Source organism: Bartonella sp. HY328 (genome assembly GCF_025449335.1).
In the GTDB taxonomy this organism is placed as follows: domain Bacteria; phylum Pseudomonadota; class Alphaproteobacteria; order Rhizobiales; family Rhizobiaceae; genus HY038.
On sequence record NZ_CP104883.1, the window covers coordinates 287,320 to 310,000 of the forward strand.

Below are 22,681 nucleotides of genomic sequence, written 5' to 3' on the forward strand. Positions count from 1 at the left end.
AAGCTGCCGATAATCCATTGCTATACCTCCCATGACATGATCCAATAGCTGCGATATTATTAATCGTCTTTTCTATCATTCATTTTATTTGATCAATTATGCTATTAATTTGATCAAATGTAAAGGGGGTACAAAAATCAAGTTTGCTATTATTTGAAAAAAATATAAATATCAAAAGGTTAAATAAATATTTGGTCTTGCCTTTTAAATTGTAAAGACCAAATATCCTTGCTTAATCGTAAAATTATTTTCTGACTTATCATTAATTTATTAAAGTGGAACACTTTTAGCATCACCATCGCCGCCATTCACTGGTAATATCTTCATTTTCTTCAATGAGAAAACCCGTTTGCGCAAAAACCTTATCAATAAAGATACCTGGTTCATCACGTTTTAAAGTTTCCACTTAACCATTATGCTCGTAATTCAATATAATAGTAATTTAGTCTCGACTATTCCTCAATCGAAGCATCATCATCGTTCTTCATCGGGCGGTAGCCAAATATTGCCGAGCCGACACGCACACTTGTTGCACCAAACCTTATCGCAAGTTCAAAATCACCGGACATGCCCATGGATAATTTGTGCAACCCTGCTTGTTTGCCAAGCTTTTCAAGCAATGCAAAATGGGGGCCTGGATTTTCATCAGCTGGTGGGATGCACATTAAACCAATAATATTAAGACCATGGATATTTTGGCAGCGTTTGACAAAATCAAGCGTGTCTTGGGGGGCAATGCCTGCCTTTTGCGGCTCTAAACCCGTATTAACTTGAACATAGCATGGTAAATTACGTGCCTGCTTGTTCATTTCCGCGCTTAAGGTTGCGGCAATTTTTTCGCGGTCAACACTTTCAATTACGTCAAAAAGTGCAACGGCCTCCGCCGCCTTGTTGGATTGCAGTGGCCCAATGAGGTGTAATTCTATATCCGAAAACTCATTGCGCAATTGCGGCCATTTGCTTTGCGCTTCTTGAACACGGTTTTCGCCAAATTGCCGCTGTCCCTGTTGCAGCACGGGACGAATGTCATCAGCATCAAATGTTTTGGAAACAGCAATAAGATCAATATCGCTAGTTGATCGTTTGGCTTCACTGGCGCTTGCCAATATTTCTGCCCGCACATATTTAAGTGCCGCACAAACATCATGGGCTTCCTGCACTGAAGTCTGATTATCTAGCTTGTCATTCATGGAGATATCCTTTATTGCCTATATATTCGAAATACTATCGCCAGTTGACGCCTTACACAATGTGTGTTGAAGCTCCATTGACAGATTTTTAAACTAGTTAATCTTCGCAAGAGAATAAAAGCAATGGCAACCGAACGTTATAATCCACGCGCTACCGAAAAAAAATGGCAATCGGCTTGGGACATTCAAGATGTTTTCAAGACTGATAATGATGATAGCCGTGAAAAATATTATGTTTTAGAAATGTTTCCCTATCCATCAGGCCGTATCCATATGGGCCATGTGCGCAATTATGCCATGGGTGATGTGGTAGCGCGCTATAAGCGGGCAAAGGGATTTAATGTCCTGCACCCAATGGGATGGGATGCTTTTGGTATGCCGGCTGAAAATGCGGCAATGAAAAATAAGGTGCATCCTAAAGAATGGACTTATGAAAATATTGCCACCATGCGTTCGCAGTTAAAATCCATGGGCTTATCATTGGATTGGTCGCGTGAATTTGCCACTTGTGATGTTGAATATTATCACCGCCAACAAATGATTTTCCAAGATATGGTGGAAAAAGGGCTTGTTACCCGTAAAAGCGCTAAGGTTAATTGGGATCCGGTGGATATGACTGTTCTTGCCAATGAGCAAGTGGTCGATGGTAAGGGCTGGCGTTCGGGTGCCTTGGTTGAGCAGCGCGAATTGACCCAATGGTTCTTCAAAATTACCGATTATAGCGAAGACCTATTGCAAGGTTTAGATCAGCTTGAGGAATGGCCTGATAAAGTTCGCCTTATGCAAAAGAACTGGATTGGCAAATCACAAGGCTTGGCGCTGCGCTGGCAAATCGCCCAAAATGCACCAGTAGGCTTTGATACAATTGAAGTTTATACAACCCGCCCCGATACGATTTTTGGTGCGTCCTTTATTGCCATTGCTGCTGACCACCCATTAGCCAAACAAATTGCTGAAAATAACTCGGCATTGCAGGGCTTCATTGAAGAATGTAAGCGTATCGGCACATCGGTGGCAGCAATCGAAACGGCTGAAAAGCAAGGCTTTAATACCGGCGTTACCGTTGCCCATCCTTTTGATCAAAATTGGCAATTGCCAGTTTATGTCGCCAATTTCGTATTGATGGAATATGGTACTGGAGCGGTTTTTGGCTGTCCTGCTCATGATCAGCGCGATCTTGATTTTGCTAATAAATATGAATTGCCTGTACGTCCTGTGGTGCTGCCAGAAGGGCAAGATCCATCTAGCTTTATTGTGACTGAAACGGCGCATACTGAAGATGGCGTGATGATCAATTCAAGCTTTCTTGATGGTTTAACGCCAACACAAGCTTTTGAAGAGGTGGCAAACCGTTTAGAGCGAACAATGCTTAACGGTAAACCACAGGCAGAACGCCGCGTACAATATAGGTTGCGCGATTGGGGGATTTCTCGCCAACGCTATTGGGGCTGCCCCATTCCAATGATCCATTGTGTGGAATGTGGGGTGGTGCCAGTACCGCGCAAGGATCTGCCCGTCCGTCTGCCTGATGATGTTACTTTTGAAAAGCCGGGCAATCCGCTTGATCATCACCCAACTTGGAAAAATGTTGATTGCCCAAATTGTGGTAAACCCGCACGGCGCGAAACCGATACCATGGACACATTTGTTGACTCATCATGGTATTATATCCGCTTTACTGATCCAAATGCTGATGAGCCAACAGAGCGAGCTATGGCTGATAGTTGGTTGCCGGTTGATCAATATATTGGCGGTATTGAACATGCTATTTTGCATCTTTTATATTCGCGCTTCTTTACCCGTGCGATGAAAAAAGTTGGCTATGTTGGGGTTGAAGAGCCATTTAAGGGCCTATTCACCCAAGGCATGGTGACGCATGAATCTTACCGTGATGAAACCGGCTATGTCTTCCCATCTGATATTAAGATTGAAGAAAAAGATGGTAAGCGTGCAGCTTTCCGTTTATCCGATGGTGCGCCGGTTGAAATTGGACCAATCGAAAAAATGTCGAAATCAAAATTCAACATTGTCGATCCTGATGATATTTTGGCATCCTATGGTGCTGATACTGCGCGCTGGTTCATGCTTTCTGATTCGCCGCCAGAGCGCGATGTTATCTGGTCTGAATCTGGTGTTGAAGGTGCATTCCGTTTTGTGCAGCGTGTTTGGCGCATGGTGGCACTTGCTGAAGAACATTTGCAAGGCATTGAAGGCAAAGCTGCGCAAGATGGTATTGCTCTTGATATTTCCAAGGCTGCACACCGCACCTTGAAAGCAGTTGCTGATGATATTGAAAAGCTTGCCTTTAATCGTGCAGTTGCCCGTCTTTATGAGTTGCTAAATATTTTGTCGCCGGTTGCGCAAAATATTGAAACGGCTGATAATGATACTAAGGCTGCACTAAAGCAGGCATTTGATTTCTTTATTGCCATGATTGCACCGATGATGCCGCATCTTGCTGAAGAGTGCCACGCCGCCTTGGGTGGTGATAAAATGGTGGCAACTTTGCTTTGGCCGCAATATGATGAAGCTTTGACTGTTGATAATGATGTTACAATGCCTGTGCAAATTAATGGTAAAAAGCGTGGTGATTTGACAATTAGCCGTGATGCGGACAAGAATGCCGTTGAAGCTGCTGTGTTACAATTGCCTTTTGTTCAAAAAGCTCTTGATGGCAAAGCACCGAAAAAGTTGGTTGTTGTACCGCAAAGGATTATTAATGTTGTTATCTAAACCAATTATAGCATTAAAAAGCATTACTCTGGCGGCGCTTATGGTGTCTGCTATCACAATAAGTGGTTGCACAGTGCAGCCGCTTTATCAGGGCAGCAATAGCGATGGCAGCCCTATGCTTAATGCAAGTTCACCGATGCGGGCAAAACTCAACTCTATCGAAATTGATGAAGCTGGTGACCGCACAACTCAAATTGTGCGCAATCGCTTAATTTATCTGTTTAATGGTGGTGCTGGTCAAAGTAGTTCGCCGCAATATAAGCTAGCATTAAATGTCAGCACGACTGTGTTGGCTGCAGTGCGGGTTAATGTTGGCGACCGTACCGATCGTACCGGTCGTGCGTCAGCTGGTACTGCGCGTGCCACAGGTACTTATACCATTCGTGATATGGATGGTAAGGTTGTTGCAAAACGCAGCCGTTCAGTTGATGCTTCCTTTGATCGTCCACGGCAGGAATATGCTAATCTTGCTGCCGAAAAAGATGCGATTGAACGTGCAGCCAACGAACTTGCCGAACAATTATATTTATCCGTTGCGCAAGATATGTCTAAAAAATAATTTAGCCTATCAGTTAATTTATAAAAAAGCGCCTTTGAAAAAGTTCAAAGGCGCTTTTTTTAAAAAGCTAATTTATATTGTTGTAAATAGTTTTACTAAAAGCCCACTTGGCCAATACCGGGAATTTTTACGCCAAGATTTTTGATATCTATGCCTAAAACAAAGCCACCAATATCCAATTCAATCCCGCTTTTTCCGCCAATCGCCAAGCCACCAAAGCCATGATAATTTATGATAAGGTCGCTATTATCCTTATCGTAAAAATACCATTTGCCCTTGGTTAAAAAATTGCGCCCCACGGCAAGCGGTGGCAATGCCACATTGATTTCCGGCACGTCACGTAAAACATTGCTTACAAAACTGTTGGAGTTTGGCCCCGGCCAGATAACATATTGACCATTCCCACCATAGGGGTAGCGCTTTATAGCCGCTTCAACCTTTCCAATCAGCGCATCATTATTATGGGATTCATAAATAATAAATGGCGCATTGGAATACCATTTGGCATCGGCCGCATAGGCATTGTGGCGCAGTGCTTTGCCCCAACCGACAACATCATAGCGGTTATACTGGCTTTCACCAGCTTTCTTAAAGACGATCCAAGTGTGAAGTGAAATTGCCCCCTTCATGCCCCCGGTTCTTGCGCCCATAATATAAAGGCTGGAGCCTTGCGCTTGCGGTTTTGGTAAGAAATTTGCGCTTGTCCAATCAGCAACGCGGTAGCTTTGTGGGCGATCTAATTGCCACCACCAAAGGGCACTTGCACCAATGGGTAATAAATAGCAAACTAACAAAAATAAGATCAGCCTTTTTAGCCACTTCATTATGATAATCTTCCCTTTAAGCTTAGAGCGCATTTCGATCAGATCCGCGCCCTAATACATTGTTTATAGCGCGTTTTTTGTCCGAAAACCGCTTCACACTTTTCGGAAAACGCTCTAAAATTTCGCGTGTTTCACATTTTGGTGAACCTAAAAAGCATTTATGGCTAAATTATAGTTTTGGCGGGGTTACTTTTAATAGCAATATGTCATTTTACTGCCTTTTAATTGATCTTAAACTAAGCCATATTAAAATAGAATTTTAATCAATGGTTAGAGCGTGGAAAAGAAGTTGAAATATCGAGATCTTATATTGGCTTGCTGTGCTGTCTTATTGACTGCGCCGACTTTGTCTGCGGTGATAATTTCCTTTAGCCATGCGCAAGAAGCACCGCAATTTCCACCAGAGCATGAACCACTTGAATCGCCGCTTGAGCCCGATGATGTTGTGCCTTTACGTCCCAATGTTAAACCCGATCAAGCTATTGAAGATCCAAATAAATCTAAAAATCTATTGCCATTGGTTAAAAAGACTGACGAATTAAACACACTTTTTACCAGTTTGAAGCGCAGCGCTGATGTCAAAGAAGCTCAAAAAATTAGTCAACAAATACAGGGGCTTTGGTCTCAATCGGGTAGTGCAACAATAGATTTGTTGATGGGCTGGGCAGAAGATGCGGCGCGAAACCAAGATTATGCACAAGCGATGGATTTTTTGGATAATGTTGTAGCGCTTGATCCTAATTATGCTGAAGGTTGGATGCGGCGCGCATCCATTCATATTCAGATGAATGATATTTCCCTTGCCGTTCTTGAATTAAATAGGGTGCTACAAATTGAACCGCGTCATTTTAATGCGCTGATGCAGCTTGGTGCTATTTTTGAAATGACCAACCGTGAACCAATGGCGATTGATATTTATAATAAGGCGCTTGATATTTATCCGCAAATGGTCAAGGTGCAAAAGCGCATAGTTGATTTATTAGAAAAATCAACCGATAGAGCCATATAGCTATTTTCTTAGATATGGTTCAACCGGTAATGCTGCCTTTAAAATAATATAAATCCTATTGGCATTTTCTAAAACAATGGTTTATAGTGGTTAGCGGCGTTCTGCGCTTCGCGACAGGATAACAGCATCCCTAGGGCCTTAATGATCTTAAAGGGAGCCGTCCCTGATGAGGCCCGTGGGCTTCGTCATATGGCGCCCACCTACTATGTAGGTTCCTAGGATCAAAAATTCCATCGGTTGTCGTGGACGCCACTTCTTTGCCGCCTTTCGTGCCACTTATTCCAAAAAGCAGTTTTGTTAAAATTGTTTTTCCCATCATAAAAGTGTTTATGCTGATAGTGAACGTTTCTTGACGGATAATAGAATGACAAAACAGCAACACCGCCATGAAGCATTAGCCAAGCGTGATCGCTTGACGATAGATTTTCGCCGCCAGGCTGCTGAAAAATTAGCAAATAAAGTAAATTCGCTTTTGTCACTTATTGATGCAAGCATTGTTGCCGGCTTTTGGCCGATTGGCAGTGAAATAGATCCAAGGCCCTTATTGTTGGCGCTTCAAGAGCAGGGTAAAACAATTTGCCTGCCAGCTATAACCGATAGTAAGGCTCGTAAAATGCAATTTCGCCAGTTTAATCTAGAAGATGAATTAATTCCGATGGGTTTTGGCACTATGGGCCCACCTGCAAGAGCCGCTATTCTTGATCCCGATTTAATTTTGCTACCGCTTGCGGCATTTGATGCTATCGGTAACCGTATTGGTTATGGTGGTGGTTTTTATGACCGCATCGTTGCTGATATGAGATCTCGGCAGAAACAACCATTTTTGGTGGGGCTTGCTTTTGATTGCCAAGAGGTGAACTCAATCGTAGCAGAAGATCATGATATCTCCATGCAAGCTATCTTAACCGAAAGCGGTTTACGCTTATTTTAATAAAACACTATGCGAAAGCTTAAATCGCGTTAGTTTGACTTAGCCTGATTTTGATAGCATCTGAGCGGACGATAATTGAACATAAAAATGTCAAATATTAAATGTTTAATCCATAGATATTTTCATAAAAATAGGTGTCTATTTTGACCAATATAATCGGAAAAACGATGTATTATGCTTTAAATATTTTGTTTTTTCCTTTTATTTTTATGATAAGTGTTCCCACCCTATCCTTATTCCCCAATGATTTCCTAAACCTCAATCAATATCAAATTTTCTATTTTCTTATTGGTAATATTGTTAGTTTTTATTTTTATTATAAAAGTTATAAAATAATACAAAATCAAACAAGTGATTTTGGTGAATTTACTGCATTTTTAGACGGTTTATTATTCATCTTAAGCATTTTTTCAGTTGCAGTTTTAGGTAAAATTCATTTAAATTTGTCGTTTAATAACGATATATTAGCTGGGTATTACGCATTTATTTTTTTGGCATCAATAGTGGCTGGAATATTGGGGTTAGTATTGTTGCCGATTTTTTTCATGTGGGTTTTTATACCTGTTTTTAGAAAAAAGCCCCTCATAAGAATTATAATATCAATAATTATATTAATTGCATTGGGGACATATTTTTTCATAAAGTAAAAGTGTTTTGAGCATTGTAATTTAAGGACATTATTATTGTTTTAAAAATGTTGGGATTGATGGGGGAAAATGCAATTTTTTCGGGTTTTGGTTTTTTTGCCATGTTTTATCTATGCTGGAGTTTGCCTGTCGGCAGGAAATGCCGATAATCAAATCTTGTCGGCAGAACATGCCGATAATGAGGTTAAGAATAGACTTGTTGGTCAGTGCTGGAAGTATAAATATTTTGCCAATGCGATAACTCTATACGAAATGGACATTTGCTTTCACCAAGATGATATCCATATGATTATTTCTGATTTTTATATGGGGGTTGGAATGGGTAGAGATATGGGCTGGCAAAATTGGTACACAAATGGCAACAAATTTATTTGTTGGGGAGGTATGATCAAGATTTGGACGAAGATCACTGCCATATAGAAATAAAAGATAATGCGCCGCAATTTTATAGCTGCACACCAGAGGCGAAGGAATGGTTGGAAGTGCCATGGGGAAAAACAGTTATTCGCCAAAAAATCAAGTAAGCCAAAATAGAACAATAATTTCAATTCGCATCGCTTCTTCGCCTTAAGTTAGATTGCTGTCCTAATTATCTTTTTTTTGAGTTTTATTGTTTTATGGGAGTTATAATTTGTCTGAGCTTGATGTCTTTTATTTTAAAAGTGATCGATATTTCGACCGCGTATTAAAGCTGCCCAAAGCGGTTATTTTGCAAAAACTCAATGCAGACGGGGATCGTATTGGTGATTTTGGAATTGCCCCAGAAGCGAACATTGCGCTTAGCGAAGACTTGGAAAACCTTTTACAAAATATGGTTGAGAAGGAAAATGATGTTATTGAAGAGGGGGAATTTACGCAAGGAGGAGCGAGCGGTCTATATTCCGTGCGAAGCTTCTTTCCTCTTGCCAGTAAACCCGCCATCAATTTTTATCGTTATAAAGCAATTGCTAAAATTGTAGGGTTTGATTTTGCCTTTCGTTTTACCGGTATTTGTTTAGAAACTGATTTTACCGACTATAAAAACGCGATTAAGACCATACTTGCCAGTATTCGACCATTGGTAGAGGCGGAGACAACAGATGGGATCGTCGTCAATTTTCCATCTCCACAAGGCTTAGCAAAGGATCATGAACAAGAGCAATTTGCAAAAAACAATAATATGAGGGATATTATTATGGATGATCAAGCTATTGCAGCAAAGCTTGATGCTGCAATTAAAGCAAGTGGCTTAAGCGAAAAGCGAGACACTATTCATGCATTAGCAATGCCTGCCATACGTATGATAGAAAATGGTGAAGCAGATGAAGATATTGGGCAAAGCCGTATTGGCGGTGGGCCAGATCTTGCACCAGATACTCTTTGGCCGCGTGATAGCCAAGGCTTTTACTATAATTTTTTAGCGCAAATCAACCTTGCTGATATTGTAGACAATCAAGATTATTTACCGCAACAGGGCTTAATTTCATTGTTTTATGGCAATGATGGTGATGATTGGCATGTGATGTTCAATGTTGATTACTATAACTTTATTCGCCATGACATAGCCGATGATGCCGAAGATATTACCTTTGCTGCCCACAATATGGTTGGCTGGGAAAGCGATGGAAATGGCGGGTATCGCGGTGTGGTTACAAATAAAAAACGCGGCGATATTGAAGCGCAGCTTGATGAAGATGGGCGTTTTGCTTTTTACCGCGATGGTCAAAAATTAATGGCTTTTGCGTCCGAACAGGAAATTCCCCGTTCTTGTCAGAAATTGAAATTTTTGCCTTGCATATGTTTGCCCTATTATTTTGATAAAAACGTTTGGCAAGGTATTGATTTTAGGCGCTCTCTTGATCTTGCCATTGCCGTAAGGGATGAAATGACCTTTGGCGAAGGGCCGCAGCATCAGATGTTTGGAACTTATGCTGATGCAGTAAGTGATATGGATGGCACAATTTGTGTTAAAGCTGCCGCTTACGCCAAACAGCAGGGTTGGAATGATCTTGAAGATGATGATTGGTTTATTCTATGTGCTTTACAAGGCGGCGGTGAAGTTGATTTTCAATTTTGGGATTTAGGTTGCTTTATCATTGCTGCAAATCGTAAAGACACCATAAAAGGCGATTTCAGCAGAACCTATGCGGCTATCGATTCAGCTTAAATTGATTTTAGGTTTATCCACATACTGTTTGAACCAAGAAACAAACCCTATTTTCAACCATTAGAGCGTTTTTCCGAAAAGTGTGAAGCGGTTTTCGGGTAAAAAACGCGGTGAAAACAATGGATTAGAGCGCCGATCTGATTCAGGTAGATCGAAGTGCGCTCTAAAAGTCAAGCTGCTCGTTGGCATTTAAGGCTTCTAAATCGCTTTTTGCTTTTTTATAGGCTGAGCGTTCTTGGGTTCTTTTTAAAAATGCTTGAATATGTGGACATTGGTCTGGAATTATAGAAGATAGCGCTTCTAACGCAAAACTCATTTGGATATCAGCAAAACTAAAATTGCCAGCAAAGTAATCATGTTTGGACAAATGATCTTCAACAAATGTGATGTGCTCATTTAATCGTGGTTGGCTAAAATTGGCTTTAATACCTGTTGTAATGATATTAACAATTGGGCGAATTAAAAATGGAACTTTTTCGCTCACCTTATTCATAACAAATTGAAACATTATTAAAGGCATTAATGAGCCTTCAGCATAATGCATCCAATATAAATATTGAAAAACATCTATATCTTTTTGTGGTTTGAATTGATTTTGTTGATCATATTTGCTTTGAAGATATTCCAAAATAACCGCAGACTCAGCAATGACATCATCATTATCCTGTAAAATCGGTGCTTTCCCCAAAGGGTGAATCTTTTTTAATTCAGCCGGAGCCGAAAATGTAAGGGATCTTTTATAGTACTTGATTTCATAGCTTTTTTGTAATTCCTCAAGCGCCCAAATGATGCGAAAAGAGCGAGACCGTTCTAGATAATGTAATGTTAACATGTTGCCCTCTTATAGAGTCTCCAGTTGCATTCATAGTATGCCTATATGTTTTAAAAATGTCATCTAAATATCAGTAAATTAAAGCGCGTTGTTCAGTCTTGACAAGACATGATTTATCCAATATTCTATCAATTGTTAGAATATTGGAATTTAAATGAATACACGACATCAAATTGAACTTGCAGCAAAAATGTTTAAAGCGCTTAGTGACCCCTTAAGACTTAAAACCGTTATGTTGCTTGCACAAAGTGAGCGCAGTGTCGGTGAGTTATCGCAAATTGAAGGCGATAAAATTGGTACCGTCTCTGCCCGCTTGAAAGTTCTTTTAAATGCACATTTGGTAGAAAGACGCAAAGATGGACAAAGGGTTATTTATTCCATTGCAGATCATCATATTCTTGCATTGATTAATAATGCTTTAGAGCATGCTTGCGAACCGCACATACATAGTCATTTACATGAAAATCATAGCGATAAAGAGGAATTATCATGAGTACTTGTAATCATCCCCAGCATGCCAATCACGACCACGAGCATGGCGAAAATTGCGGCCATACTGCTGTAAAGCACGGCGATCACATTGATTTTTTACATGATGGTCATTTGCATCATCCCCATGATGGCCATGTTGATGAGCATGTGATTGAAGTAAGTTCAGAAAATCCCGATGGTTGCCATCCAATTGCTGATCATCTTGGCCATGATCATGCCCATGTGCATGGGCCAAATTGCGGTCACGAAGCTGTACCGCATGGCGATCATGTCGATTATTTGGTCGATGGCCGTTTACACCATCCTCATGGCGATCATTGTGATGACCATGGGCCATTGGAAGTTGTTTCAAAATAATTAAAAATTTTTTTTAAATTTTGGGGGGTAAGCGATTATCCCCCAAATGCATTTAGGCCGATATATATGTCAATTGTAATGTGACAATCGTATTAATCAATCTTCTTTAGGTGGTACCATAGCAATCGTAATCCAGTCGGCTGTCAAAGCTGGCTTTTTGCTATTTTCAATTTCAAGCGTCACATTATAATGGAAAACAATACGCCCTGAGGGCCGAATTTCTGCATCGGAAACGACAAAACGTGCCCTTACTTTGCTGCCCGTTTTGACTGGTGCCATGAAGCGTACCTTGTCAAACCCGTAATTAATGCCAAAAGTTTGGCCTTCGAGTTCCGGCAATGCTTCATAGGCAAGGGTAGATAAGAGCGAAAGTGTCAAAAATCCGTGTGCAATCGTACCACCAAAAGGTGTTTCTTTGGCTTTTAAAGGGTCAGTATGGATAAATTGATGGTCATCAGTTGCATCAGCAAATTGGTTGATCATATCCTGGCTAACAATACGCCAATCGGACAGGCCTACTTCTTGGCCAATTGATTGCGGTATATCCGCAACTGTTACTTTTTTTGCCATAACGGCCTCCATTCAATTACCCTTTATTCATCTGCGCTCTGGTTTGCTTGGCGGCAAACCCTTTGCTTCACCTTATTTAAAGTATTTTTGCAAAAAATACGTCTATTAACGTAAAATATGACAAACCAACAATTTGGCAACCGCCACAACCTCTATATGGTGTGAGGTGCGATAAGGTGCAGAGCCTTGATATCAACATTAAAAGCTCATTCTTTATAAATATATGAGGTTTTCAGCTAAAACCAGATCTGTGTGCAATCGCATAGCAGCTTTATGACTAAAAAAAAACTATTTTGGCTTCTTATATTAGCAATAATCTGATTTACCGACATTATTCAAAAATTATCCGCTGATTTGCGCTGGCTATGAAGCTGCCTTCGCGAGCTTTTTCGTAAAAGCGCGTAAAAACAACAGATTAATTTTAAGCGTCAATTCATAATTAGATTTTTCATATTGTTTAGAAAAAATATAACTATATATTCGATTAACATAACCTTATAGTTATGATTATAATATTTTTTTTGACTTCTAATATTAAATTAGTTATAGAAAAGAAAAATGGGAGACGAGGAGTATTCCATTTCATTATATGCAAACAAATGACGGTGATTTCAAAACAGCTTTGCAGATAGGTTAAAGTTCAATACTTTAGTTGGTGCTGCCCATTGGTTGGAAATCGCAAAATGTATTTTTAAAAAAGTTAAATCGGGGAGCCCTTTTAATATTGCAATAAGAGCAATTTATTGATTTTTGAAAACTTAAAATCGATTAGCATCTTGGGCCTTATTGTTGGAGAAAGGGTGCGGCATCTTTTTTAAAATGCACTACAGTCATCAGGAGGAGACAAAATGGGCACATCAGTAAATAATGTGGATAATACCACATCTCAGACTAAGGAATCACGTAAGGCTGCGGCGAGTGGTTGGATCGGGTCCACCCTTGAATATTATGACTTCTTTATTTACGCTATGGCGGCGTCATTCGTATTTCCAAAATTGTTTTTTCCTGAAGGTAATGAAACAGCTGCCATAATTGCATCCTTGGCATTTTATGGTGTTGGTTATGTTGCGCGGCCGATTGGTGCTATTGCCCTTGGCCATTGGGGTGATCGCTATGGACGTAAAAGCGTGCTTATCCTTTGCATGTTTCTAATGGGCGTTTCAACTATTGGTGTAGGTTTACTGCCAACCTATCAACAAGTTGGCATGCTCGCTCCTATTCTATTGCTGGTGTTACGGCTTGTGCAAGGCTTTGCTGTTGCTGGCGAAATGTCGGGTGCCGGTTCGCTGATCCTTGAGCAAGCCCCTCTTGGACGCCGCGGTTTTTACGGCAGTTTTGCTCAGCAGGGTATTAGTTTCGGTCAGCTCCTTGCTGCAGCTATTTTTATACCTTTTTCTTACTTTTTGTCAGATGACGCATTTTTGTCTTGGGGCTGGCGCGTACCATTTTGGTTATCCATTATCGTTATTATTGCTGGCATATTGATCCGCCGCCATGTCAATGAAACAAAAACATTTACCAATGAGGTTAAGCAAGGCAAAAAGCCAAAAGCACCAGTCATGCAAGCGTTAAAATATCATTGGCGTGATATGCTTAAAGTCACTTTCATGTCGCTAAATAATATTGTGCCAGTTACCATTGCTGTTTTTGGTGCAACTTATGCGATCCAAGAAGCTTATGGTATTAATATGACCAAGGATGCATATCTTTGGGTTACAGTTTTAGCCAATATTGTTGCCGTTTTTGCAACGCCTCTTATGGGCATGGCATCAGATAAATTCGGTCGCCGGCCAGTTGCAATCATTGGTATTGTTGGTTCTGGTGCCATGTCTTATTTCTTCTTAAATGCGATCAGCCAAGGTGATCTCTTTACTGCAATCATTTATGCGATGATCGGTTGGGGCTTTATCTATCAAGGTTTCAATGCGGTTTATCCTTGCTATTACCCCGAACTTTTCCCACCTGAAGTGCGCGTTTCTGCGGTTGCTATTTCTAATAATATTGGCGTGCCTGCTGCCTCTTTCATGGCATCGGTTTTTGTTTGGGTCGCTTCACCCGGATCTGCAAATATTGCTTTAACGATTGGCCTCTTTAGCTTTGGCATAACATGCATATCCGGCTTTGCGGTTTTCGTTTCACGTGAAACCTACCGTCTTCGTGGTGAAGATCTTGGTAATCCCGATGCGCAGCCAGTTGATAAAGAAGAATATGAAAAGGCCCGCACTAGCTCTGTTTTGCGTGTCGTAAAGCCAGCCTAATAGCTTTAAAATCAAGTGAGCATTTCAACTTATTATTCGAAATGCTCGCTTATAAGATTCCACATTCAATTTGTATCAAAGTGTTGGCGTTATCAAATTGATTTTTCAAATTGGGAGAAAGAGCATGAATAAAACAATTGGCAGTTTAGCCGATGCTGTCAAAAATATCCATGATGGTGCCACCGTAATGATTGGCGGATTTGGCGGTTCAGGTGCACCAATTGAACTTATTCATGCATTGATTGATAAGGGCGCAAAAGACCTCACAATTATTAATAATAATGCTGGCAATGGGCGTATTGGTATTGCTGCCATGATTGACGCTGGCATGGTCAAAAAAATGATCTGTTCCTTTCCGCGCTCGTCTGATCCTCGTGCCTTTACCGATGCTTATCTTGCTGGCAAGATTGAACTTGAACTTGTACCACAAGGCACATTAGCTGAACGCATCAGAGCAGGGGGGGCAGGTATCCCAGCTTTTTACACCCCAACAGCCTATGGCACGGAATTAAGTGAAGGCAAGCCAATTGCCGAATTTGATGGCCGTTTTTATGTGCAAGAGCGTTGGCTAAAAGCTGATTTTGCTTTGATTAAAGCAAAGCTTGGCGATGAGCAGGGCAATCTTACCTATAATAAAGCTGCTCGCAATTTTAATCCTCTAATGTGTATGGCGGCGCAAAATACCATTGTTCAAGTATCCAAAATTGTAACTGCCGGAGAAATTGATCCTGAAGACGTTATAACACCGGGAATATTTGTCAATGCTGTTGTGGAAGTGACCAATCCTCAACAAGAAGAAGAATTGATCAGGGCAGGAGTGATATATCAATGAGCCTTAATGTTTTTGATGATATTAAATTATCCAATGCGCAAATTGCATGGCGTGCCGCCCAAGATATTATGGATGGCGCTTATGTTAATCTTGGTATTGGTTTTCCTGAAATGGTGGCGGGTTATCAGCCAGCTGGTCGGCAAGCTATTTTCCACACCGAAAATGGTGTGTTAAACTTTGGTGAAGCACCGCCAAAGGGCAGTGAAGACTGGGATCTTATCAATGCCGGCAAAAAGGCTGTGACGCTAAAGCCGGGCGCTTCTTTCTTCCACCATGCCGATAGTTTTGCCATGGTGCGCGGCGGCCATCTCGATGTTGCTATTCTTGGTGCCTATCAAGTGGCACAAAATGGCGATCTTGCCAATTGGCGGGTTGGCAGCAAAGGTGTGCCGGCAGTCGGTGGTGCTATGGATCTTGTTCATGGTGCAAAACAGGTTTTTGTCATTACCGAGCATGTCACTAAAAAGGGTGAACCCAAATTGGTTGAAGCTTGCACCTTTCCGCTTACCGGCGTGCAATGTATTACCCGTATCTATACCAGCCACGCGGTTGTTGATGTGGTTGATGGTCATTTTGTTTTGCGTGAAAAGCTGGCCAATATGTCGGTTGATGACTTACAAGCGATGACTGGTGCTAAATTGCATCTTGACGGTGATGTGAAAGAATTAATTGTACCAGAGGTTGGGGAATAAAATGGGCGACGCTTTTATTTGTGATTATATTCGTACTCCTATTGGCCGTTTTGGCGGTGCTCTTGCCCCTATGCGCCCTGATGATCTTGGTGCGCTGGTGCTAAAAGCTTTGATGGAAAGACAAACCTCTATTGCCTTTGACGAAGTTGACGATGTAATTTTTGGTGGTGCCAATCAAGCTGGCGAGGATAACCGCAATATTGCCCGTCAGTCGCTTTTATTAGCTGGAATGCCGGTTAATGTGAGTGGTACAACAATAAATCGCCTTTGTGGTTCTGGTATGGATGCAATTATTGCAGCTTCCCGTGCAATTAAGTCGGGTGAGGCTGATCTTATCATTGCAGGCGGCGTTGAAAGCATGTCACGCGCGCCGTTTGTTTTGCCAAAAGCTGAATCAGCCTTTTCCCGTAAGGCAGAAATTTATGATACAACTATTGGTTGGCGTTTTGTTAATCCAGTGATGAAGGCGCAATATGGTGTGGATTCAATGCCGGAAACTGGCGATCATGTGGCGATTGACTATCATATCTCCCGCGAGGATCAGGATCATTTTGCATTGCGCAGCCAAGAAAAAGCAGCAATTGCCCAAAATAATGGTCGCCTTGCCAAGGAAATCATTGCAGTAAGTGTACCGCAGGGGAAAAAAGAACCGATCTTGGTAAGCAAAGATGAACATCCGCGTGCAACATCATTGGAAACATTGGCTAAATTAAAAACTATTAACAAAATGGCAGGCGCAACCGTTACTGCTGGCAATGCATCTGGCGTTAATGACGGCGCGGCAGCATTAATTATTGCGTCAGAAGCTGCGGTTAAAAAATATAATCTCAAACCATTAGTACGCATTTTAGGCGGGGCTATGGCTGGCGTGCCACCGCGCATTATGGGCATTGGCCCAGCTCCTGCAACACAAAAATTATGTGCGCGCTTAAATATCACACCGCAAGATTTTGATATTATTGAGCTAAATGAGGCCTTTGCTAGCCAAGGCATTGCTGTTTTGCGTGAACTAGGTCTAGATGAAAAGGCCGATTATATTAATCTTAATGGCGGTGCTATTGCTCTTGGTCATCCGCTTGGCATGTCGGGCGCGCGTATTACTGGCACTGCTGCACTAGAATGTGCGCTTAACAATAAGAAACTGGCCCTTGCCACCATGTGTATTGGGGTTGGCCAAGGCATTGCTATCGCGCTTGAAAAGGTGTGAAGTTTTTAGCAATAGCAAAATGTGAAACAGTATTACAATTAAAGCTGCCCTGCCAAAACTGGAACAGCTTATCAATATTACCTTTTGCAGGTTTTTAGGAGTGATGTGATGAAAACTTCCATAGCCACCGTATCCATTTCTGGAACCCTGCCGGAAAAATTGGCAGCTATTGCCAAAGCAGGTTTTGACGGGGTTGAAATATTTGAAAATGATTTTCTAACCTTTGATGGCAAGCCCGAAGATGTTGGCAATATGGTGCGAGATCATGGCTTGGCCATTACACTCTTCCAGCCTTTTCGTGACTTTGAAGGCATGCCTGATCCTTACCGCCAACGTGCCTTTGATCGCGCTGAGAAAAAATTCGATATCATGCAAAAATTAGGTGCTGATATGCTCTTGGTGTGCTCCAATCTTTCGGCCGTTTGTCTTGGCGGAATTGAACGCGCTGCCGATGATTTTCGTGAACTGGGTGAGCGAGCCAAACAAAGAGGCATAAAGGTTGGCTTTGAAGCCTTGGCTTGGGGCAAGCATATTTATGACCACCGTGATGCTTGGAAAGTGGTACAGCAAGCCGATCACCCTAATATTGGCCTTATTCTAGATAGTTTCCATAGTTTGTCACGTGGCATTGATAGCCAGTCGATAAAGGCAATTAACAAGGATAAACTATTTCTTGTGCAATTGGCGGATGCACCACTTTTGGATATGGATTTGCTTTACTGGAGCCGACATTTTAGAAATATGCCAGGTGAGGGCGATCTAGCGGTTAAAGATTTTACCGCCGCTATAACTGAAATTGGCTATGATGGGTATTTTTCGCTAGAAATATTTAATGATCGCTTTCGCGGTGGATCGCCATTTTTAATTGCCCATGATGGTCATCGTTCATTGCTCAATCTTGCGGATAATGTGCGGCGGCAAACCCATTCTAAAACCTTGCAATTAAAGAAAATGCCCGCACCTGTTAAGGTCAATGGCATTGATTTTATTGAGTTCTCAACCGATAATAAACAAGCTAGTGCGCTTTTTTCATTACTTGCACAATTAGGCTTTAAAAAGAGCGGCCAACACAAAACCAAAAATGTTGATCTGTTTACTCAAGGCGATATACGTCTCATTGTTAATCGCGATGAAAATGGTTTTTCTAATCTGTCTTTTGTTATGCATGGCACTATGGCCTATGCGGTTGCCTTAAATGTTGATGATGCAGATGCCGCGTTTAAACGTGCAATTGCATTGGATAGTGTGCCATTTGAACAGTCGGTACCAGACGGCCAGACCAAAATTCCAGCTATTCGCGGTGTTGGCGGTGGCATTATCTATTTCATTGATGATAAAACTGGGCTTAAGGATTTCGCAATCAATGATTTTGACGCTGTTATAAGTGATGATGAGATTAATACCGCAAACTCAAATATAATAGATGCAAATTTAACGGATGCTGGACTCTTGCATATTGACCATATTGCTCAAACGGTTGATTTTGACGAGATGCTGAGTTGGGTGTTGTTCTATACATCGATTTTTGATGTGCAAAAAACGCCTGCTGTGGATATTATTGATCCATCAGGTATTATTCGCAGTCAAGTTATAGCTAATGAAACAGGAAATTTGCGCATTACCCTTAATGGCGCTGAAAACCGCCACACTTTAGCGGGACATTTTATCGCCGATAAATTTGGTGCTGGTATTCAACATATTGCTTTCTTAACCAATGATATTTTTAAAACGGCAAAAGCTTTACGTCACAATGGTTTTAAGACATTGAAAATATCACCTAACTATTTTGATGATGTTGAAGCGCGGTTTGGGCTTGATGAGGAATTTTGCCAAAAATTGCGCGAAAATCATATTCTATTTGATAGCGATGAAAATGGTGATTATTTCCAGCTTTATAGTGAAACTTATGGCGAGGGTTTCTTCTTTGAAGTTGTGCAACGCCAAGCAAAAGGTGAAGGCAGTAAAAAGCCCTATGATGGTTATGGCGCTGCCAATGCAATTTTTAGAATTTCTGCCCAGAAAAAACAAATTACACCAGCTGGCATGCCCAAAATTACAACTTCGCCTAAAGATTAAGGTGTTTTTGAAAACACCAAAATATTGAGCGCTAAAATATCTTCGTATAATTGTAATAAGGCATTTAGAGTATTTTCCGAAAAGTGTGAAGCGGTTTCCGGACAAAAAATGCGCTCTAATGTCATAGATTTGTAATTGTCATCAATTAAAATTCCCTTAATTCAAGGTTTTCATACTATAAATTGCATCTTATAATAAAATATATTGCTATTATTTTGATGTTTTATCATGAAAACTCTTCCAATTAACTTTAAAAACGGGGTATTTGATGAGAATATTGAAGCAATTTAAAGCCATTGGTATTTTAGCTTTAGGGCTTGCTACCTTTGCAGGCATTAATTATTCAGCTGCCGAAAAATTTACTATCGGAGTTATTTCTGATACACAAAATTATAATGATATAACCATGGCGCAGCCACGTGGTGTCAATACATTTATTCAACAAATGCAATATATTGCCGACCAAAAGCAGGAAAAAAATATTGTTTTTGTTAGCCATATCGGTGATGTCGTTCAACATGGTGATGGGCAGTTTCGCACGGGTATTGTTGGCCAATATACTTATTGGGATACAAGAAGCGAATGGGACTACGCAAATATTGGCATATCGGTGCTTTCAGAAAGTGGTATTCCGTTTTCCATCGTTCCAGGCAATCATGATTATGATAATTATTCTTGGTATGATGGCTTTAACAGTCCGGGAAAAAATAGGCCGCTGAAAGGCGGTACAGTATTTAATCTTTATTTTGGCCCGCAGTCACGCCACTTTACTGGTAAGGATTGGTATGGTGGTGCATATGGCGGCGGTCTTAACAGCTTCCAAATTTTTGAAGCTGCGGGCAAAAAAATGCTGCATATCGGTCTTGAACAAGAGCCAAGTGCCCGTGTTTTGGATTGGGCGCAAAGGGTGGTTGATACTAATCCCGATATGCCGATAATTGTCACGACGCATGAATGGTTCAAACCAAATTTTAAGGGTGAAACCGCTCGTTCAAATGATTATAAATATTATTTTGAAGGAACCGATCATTTACCGCCGGATGAAATTTGGGACCAGTTCATTCGTAAAAATACCCGCATTTTTATGGTCTTGTCAGGCCATCACTATACGCCGCCTGTCGCTGGTGTTTCCAATGGTCAGAATATGCGCGTTGATAAAAATGAAGCGGGTTTTCCCGTCTATCAATTAGTGCAGGACTATCAAGGCAACACGGTTGGTCGCGACAGCAAACCTGAAACCGCTAATGGCGGAGCTGGCTGGATGCGCTTTATTGAATTTGATACAAAAAGGCAAAAGATCCATTTTTATACCTATTCAACTCTTTTGAATAAATATGCTGGTCGCGATGGTGAGCATACATTTGGCCAAGATCCAAGCTTTTCAGATTTCGAGATTGACTTCCCGCCCCAGCTTGCTGATTCACTTCGATTAGATCGTCAGTTTTAAACGCTAATCGCAATTTTTAAATATTACATAAAAAAGGCTATTTCCATGATGGAAATAGCCTTTTTTATCTCACTGTGTTTTTAAAAATTATTTTTTACGAGCAAACGCACCTAAAAATGCAAGAAAAGCAAAAAACAGCGATGCTATGGCATTCATTCCCGCCATAGAGATACCAAAAATTTGAAAGGCCGCATCAGAGCAGGATACTGGGCGTGTTGCATTTAAGCGACTTAATAATGTTGATGCATCGCTACCAATAGAAAGTTGAGTGCTTGAGCAATCACTTGGCCCTTGCCAAAATTTATATTCAGCCCCAGCATGATAGACCGATAGAGCAAAATTATAAAATGTTAAAACAAAGACAATAATAAAGATAAGGCGAATAAGTGCGCCCGGGCCACGCATATAGCTCAGCATAAAACATAGTGCTAGCAACGGAGTACCAATATAATATGGAATACGCTCTTCAAGGCAAAGCTTGCAAGGCAAAAAACCACCAATATATTGAAAGCCCAATGCAGTCAAAATTGTTGCTGCCATTAAAACAAATAATAGGGCGGATAAACCAGTTTGCGTCGCATCGGTTTTATGAAATGGAGAGGTTAAGGTGAACATCGTTTATCAGTTCCTAAGATTTTCTCTTGAATTATAAAAATATCTTAATGCATTAACTTATAGGCGGTGAAACCTATAATAACAATGACACATATTATCGCAACCACCAAGGTTAAACGCTTAACCACGAAATCAAGAATGCTAGGGCCATATTTGCGTAAAACCCAGGCAAGCAAATAAAAGCGTGCGCCACGCGCTAAAATAGAAGAAATAATAAACAGCCAGATATTAACGCCAGCAGCCCCCGAAAGAATTGTAACAATTTTAATCGGCGGTAAATGCGAAAGCCCTGATGTGACAAGAAGAAAAAGAATAAAATCGATACTTGAACTACTACGCAAGGCTTCAAATGCTTCAAGTTTACCATAAAATTCTAAAACTGGTTTCGCAATGGCCTCATAGGCATAATGTCCAAGTAGCCAGCCAGCGATACCGCCTAAAACCGAAAAAATGGTCGCAATCAATGCATAATGATAGGCCTTTTTAGGTTTGACCATAGACATGGGTACAAACAACACATCTGCCGGGATTAAAAATACCGAGCTTTCAATAAAAGCAACAAAGGCCAACCAATATTGAGCAGATTTACGCCCTGCGAGTGAAATTGTCCATGCGGTAAGCCGTTTCAACATTTACATAGTTTCCTAATGGCAAATTTTTTCTGTTACGCAATTATATAGGTTAAAAACCTTAACAAGTTTTGTAAGTTCATTGCCGCATATCATCAAATATCTGGTTATAGGTCTTTTGTAATGATTTAAATATTGTTTTAGTAAGGCAATGTCCGACTCATATCTAATTCTCGTCAAATAATTACGCTGAATGGCGCTAATATTACGGTTATTGATGGAATAATTTTAAAAAAATCAATTTTTTCTAAAAAAAATGCATAAAAATGAAAAAAAGGCATTGACGAACTTATACATCTCGCTATAGATCAACCCACGCTGACAGGCTGATTTGCCTGATCCTATTGTGCGGGTGTGGCGGAACTGGTAGACGCGATGGACTCAAAATCCATTTCTTAACAGAGTGTCGGTTCGAGTCCGACCATCCGTACCAATTATATTCAATTCATTACATAAGCATTCACTTCAGAAGCTGCATATCCTATGCAACTACATGTTGATTTAGATACATGTCTTCTTATAGAGTTTTCTAGCTAACTCACCAATATGCTTTAGCTGTGGCAATCTATGTCTTGTTCTACAAACTTCTAAACCAATCGCACATTAAAACCTCATATAATATGTAAAGCGACATT

At 40.8% G+C, this 22,681-nt stretch carries 21 protein-coding genes, 1 tRNA gene and 1 other RNA gene; 17 read left to right on the plus strand and 6 right to left on the minus strand.

Annotation, left to right across the window (positions count from 1 at the left end; translation table 11 throughout):
* Positions 1-452 precede the first annotated feature (452 nt).
* A complete protein-coding gene (locus tag N5852_RS01165; protein ID WP_262098554.1) occupies positions 453-1,190 on the minus strand; it encodes a YggS family pyridoxal phosphate-dependent enzyme in 738 nt (245 codons plus the stop codon).
* A 123-nt stretch (positions 1,191-1,313) separates the two neighbouring features.
* Here N5852_RS01165 and leuS point away from each other — a divergent pair, with 123 nt between their 5' ends.
* The gene (gene leuS / locus N5852_RS01170) at positions 1,314-3,923 is read left to right on the plus strand and encodes a leucine--tRNA ligase (RefSeq protein ID WP_262098555.1); all 2,610 of its coding nucleotides are present in this window, start codon (positions 1,314-1,316) and stop codon (positions 3,921-3,923) included.
* A complete protein-coding gene (gene lptE, locus N5852_RS01175; protein ID WP_262098556.1) occupies positions 3,910-4,482 on the plus strand; it encodes an LPS assembly lipoprotein LptE in 573 nt (190 codons plus the stop codon). Before leuS ends, lptE begins: the two co-directional genes overlap by 14 nt.
* A 95-nt stretch (positions 4,483-4,577) precedes the next feature.
* Here the strand turns inward: lptE and N5852_RS01180 are convergent, their stop codons facing one another.
* On the minus strand, positions 4,578-5,306 hold the full coding sequence (locus N5852_RS01180) for a DUF3750 domain-containing protein (RefSeq protein WP_262098557.1): 729 nt from the start codon (positions 5,304-5,306) through the stop codon (positions 4,578-4,580).
* A gap of 277 nt (positions 5,307-5,583) precedes the next feature.
* Here N5852_RS01180 and N5852_RS01185 point away from each other — a divergent pair, with 277 nt between their 5' ends.
* From N5852_RS01185 to N5852_RS01210, 6 genes are all read left to right on the plus strand, one after another.
* The gene (locus tag N5852_RS01185; protein ID WP_262098558.1) at positions 5,584-6,315 is read left to right on the plus strand and encodes a tetratricopeptide repeat protein; all 732 of its coding nucleotides are present in this window, start codon (positions 5,584-5,586) and stop codon (positions 6,313-6,315) included.
* Positions 6,316-6,410: 95 nt separating this feature from the next.
* A non-coding RNA gene (gene ssrS / locus N5852_RS01190) (6S RNA) lies at positions 6,411-6,567 on the plus strand.
* 112 nt (positions 6,568-6,679) lie between these two features.
* Positions 6,680-7,246: a 5-formyltetrahydrofolate cyclo-ligase gene (locus tag N5852_RS01195; RefSeq protein WP_262098560.1), complete on the plus strand. Its 567-nt coding sequence runs from the start codon at positions 6,680-6,682 to the stop codon at positions 7,244-7,246.
* Between the two features lie 143 nt (positions 7,247-7,389).
* Positions 7,390-7,893: a hypothetical protein gene (locus tag N5852_RS01200; protein WP_262098561.1), complete on the plus strand. Its 504-nt coding sequence runs from the start codon at positions 7,390-7,392 to the stop codon at positions 7,891-7,893.
* A gap of 69 nt (positions 7,894-7,962) precedes the next feature.
* Positions 7,963-8,313 carry a hypothetical protein gene (locus N5852_RS01205; RefSeq protein ID WP_262098564.1) on the plus strand — a complete coding sequence of 117 codons (351 nt, stop codon included), beginning with the start codon at positions 7,963-7,965 and terminating at the stop codon, positions 8,311-8,313.
* Positions 8,314-8,524: 211 nt separating this feature from the next.
* Positions 8,525-10,039, plus strand: a complete 1,515-nt coding sequence (locus tag N5852_RS01210) for a DUF1963 domain-containing protein (RefSeq protein WP_262098565.1) — start codon at positions 8,525-8,527, stop codon at positions 10,037-10,039.
* A 163-nt stretch (positions 10,040-10,202) separates the two neighbouring features.
* Here N5852_RS01210 and N5852_RS01215 read toward each other — a convergent pair whose 3' ends face one another.
* Positions 10,203-10,871 carry a glutathione S-transferase gene (locus N5852_RS01215; RefSeq protein ID WP_262098566.1) on the minus strand — a complete coding sequence of 223 codons (669 nt, stop codon included), beginning with the start codon at positions 10,869-10,871 and terminating at the stop codon, positions 10,203-10,205.
* A gap of 154 nt (positions 10,872-11,025) precedes the next feature.
* Here N5852_RS01215 and N5852_RS01220 point away from each other — a divergent pair, with 154 nt between their 5' ends.
* Both N5852_RS01220 and N5852_RS01225 read left to right on the plus strand, forming a co-directional pair.
* The gene (locus tag N5852_RS01220) at positions 11,026-11,364 is read left to right on the plus strand and encodes an ArsR/SmtB family transcription factor (RefSeq protein WP_262098567.1); all 339 of its coding nucleotides are present in this window, start codon (positions 11,026-11,028) and stop codon (positions 11,362-11,364) included.
* Positions 11,361-11,720 (plus strand): hypothetical protein, encoded by a 360-nt coding sequence (locus N5852_RS01225; protein WP_262098568.1) that lies wholly within the window; start codon positions 11,361-11,363, stop codon positions 11,718-11,720. The genes N5852_RS01220 and N5852_RS01225 overlap by 4 nt, the downstream gene beginning before the upstream one ends.
* Before the next feature lie 96 nt (positions 11,721-11,816).
* Here the strand turns inward: N5852_RS01225 and N5852_RS01230 are convergent, their stop codons facing one another.
* Positions 11,817-12,290, minus strand: coding sequence for a MaoC family dehydratase (locus N5852_RS01230; RefSeq protein WP_262098569.1), 474 nt, complete (start codon positions 12,288-12,290; stop codon positions 11,817-11,819).
* An 848-nt stretch (positions 12,291-13,138) separates the two neighbouring features.
* Here N5852_RS01230 and N5852_RS01235 point away from each other — a divergent pair.
* From N5852_RS01235 to N5852_RS01260, 6 genes are all read left to right on the plus strand, one after another.
* Positions 13,139-14,548, plus strand: a complete 1,410-nt coding sequence (locus N5852_RS01235; RefSeq protein ID WP_262098570.1) for an MFS transporter — start codon at positions 13,139-13,141, stop codon at positions 14,546-14,548.
* 124 nt (positions 14,549-14,672) lie between these two features.
* Positions 14,673-15,380 carry a 3-oxoacid CoA-transferase subunit A gene (locus N5852_RS01240; RefSeq protein ID WP_262098571.1) on the plus strand — a complete coding sequence of 236 codons (708 nt, stop codon included), beginning with the start codon at positions 14,673-14,675 and terminating at the stop codon, positions 15,378-15,380.
* Positions 15,377-16,072: a 3-oxoacid CoA-transferase subunit B gene (locus N5852_RS01245; RefSeq protein WP_262098572.1), complete on the plus strand. Its 696-nt coding sequence runs from the start codon at positions 15,377-15,379 to the stop codon at positions 16,070-16,072. Before N5852_RS01240 ends, N5852_RS01245 begins: the two co-directional genes overlap by 4 nt.
* A 1-nt stretch (position 16,073) precedes the next feature.
* The gene (gene pcaF / locus N5852_RS01250) at positions 16,074-17,279 is read left to right on the plus strand and encodes a 3-oxoadipyl-CoA thiolase (RefSeq protein WP_262098573.1); all 1,206 of its coding nucleotides are present in this window, start codon (positions 16,074-16,076) and stop codon (positions 17,277-17,279) included.
* A 108-nt stretch (positions 17,280-17,387) separates the two neighbouring features.
* The gene (locus N5852_RS01255; RefSeq protein ID WP_262098574.1) at positions 17,388-19,355 is read left to right on the plus strand and encodes a bifunctional sugar phosphate isomerase/epimerase/4-hydroxyphenylpyruvate dioxygenase family protein; all 1,968 of its coding nucleotides are present in this window, start codon (positions 17,388-17,390) and stop codon (positions 19,353-19,355) included.
* A gap of 268 nt (positions 19,356-19,623) precedes the next feature.
* Positions 19,624-20,802 (plus strand): metallophosphoesterase, encoded by a 1,179-nt coding sequence (locus N5852_RS01260; RefSeq protein ID WP_262098575.1) that lies wholly within the window; start codon positions 19,624-19,626, stop codon positions 20,800-20,802.
* 87 nt (positions 20,803-20,889) lie between these two features.
* Here the strand turns inward: N5852_RS01260 and N5852_RS01265 are convergent, their stop codons facing one another.
* On the minus strand, positions 20,890-21,417 hold the full coding sequence (locus N5852_RS01265; RefSeq protein WP_262098576.1) for a disulfide bond formation protein B: 528 nt from the start codon (positions 21,415-21,417) through the stop codon (positions 20,890-20,892).
* Between the two features lie 44 nt (positions 21,418-21,461).
* On the minus strand, positions 21,462-22,049 hold the full coding sequence (locus N5852_RS01270) for a YqaA family protein (protein WP_262098577.1): 588 nt from the start codon (positions 22,047-22,049) through the stop codon (positions 21,462-21,464).
* A gap of 345 nt (positions 22,050-22,394) precedes the next feature.
* Here N5852_RS01270 and N5852_RS01275 point away from each other — a divergent pair.
* Positions 22,395-22,479: transfer RNA gene (locus N5852_RS01275), tRNA-Leu, on the plus strand.
* Positions 22,480-22,681: the final 202 nt, after the last annotated feature.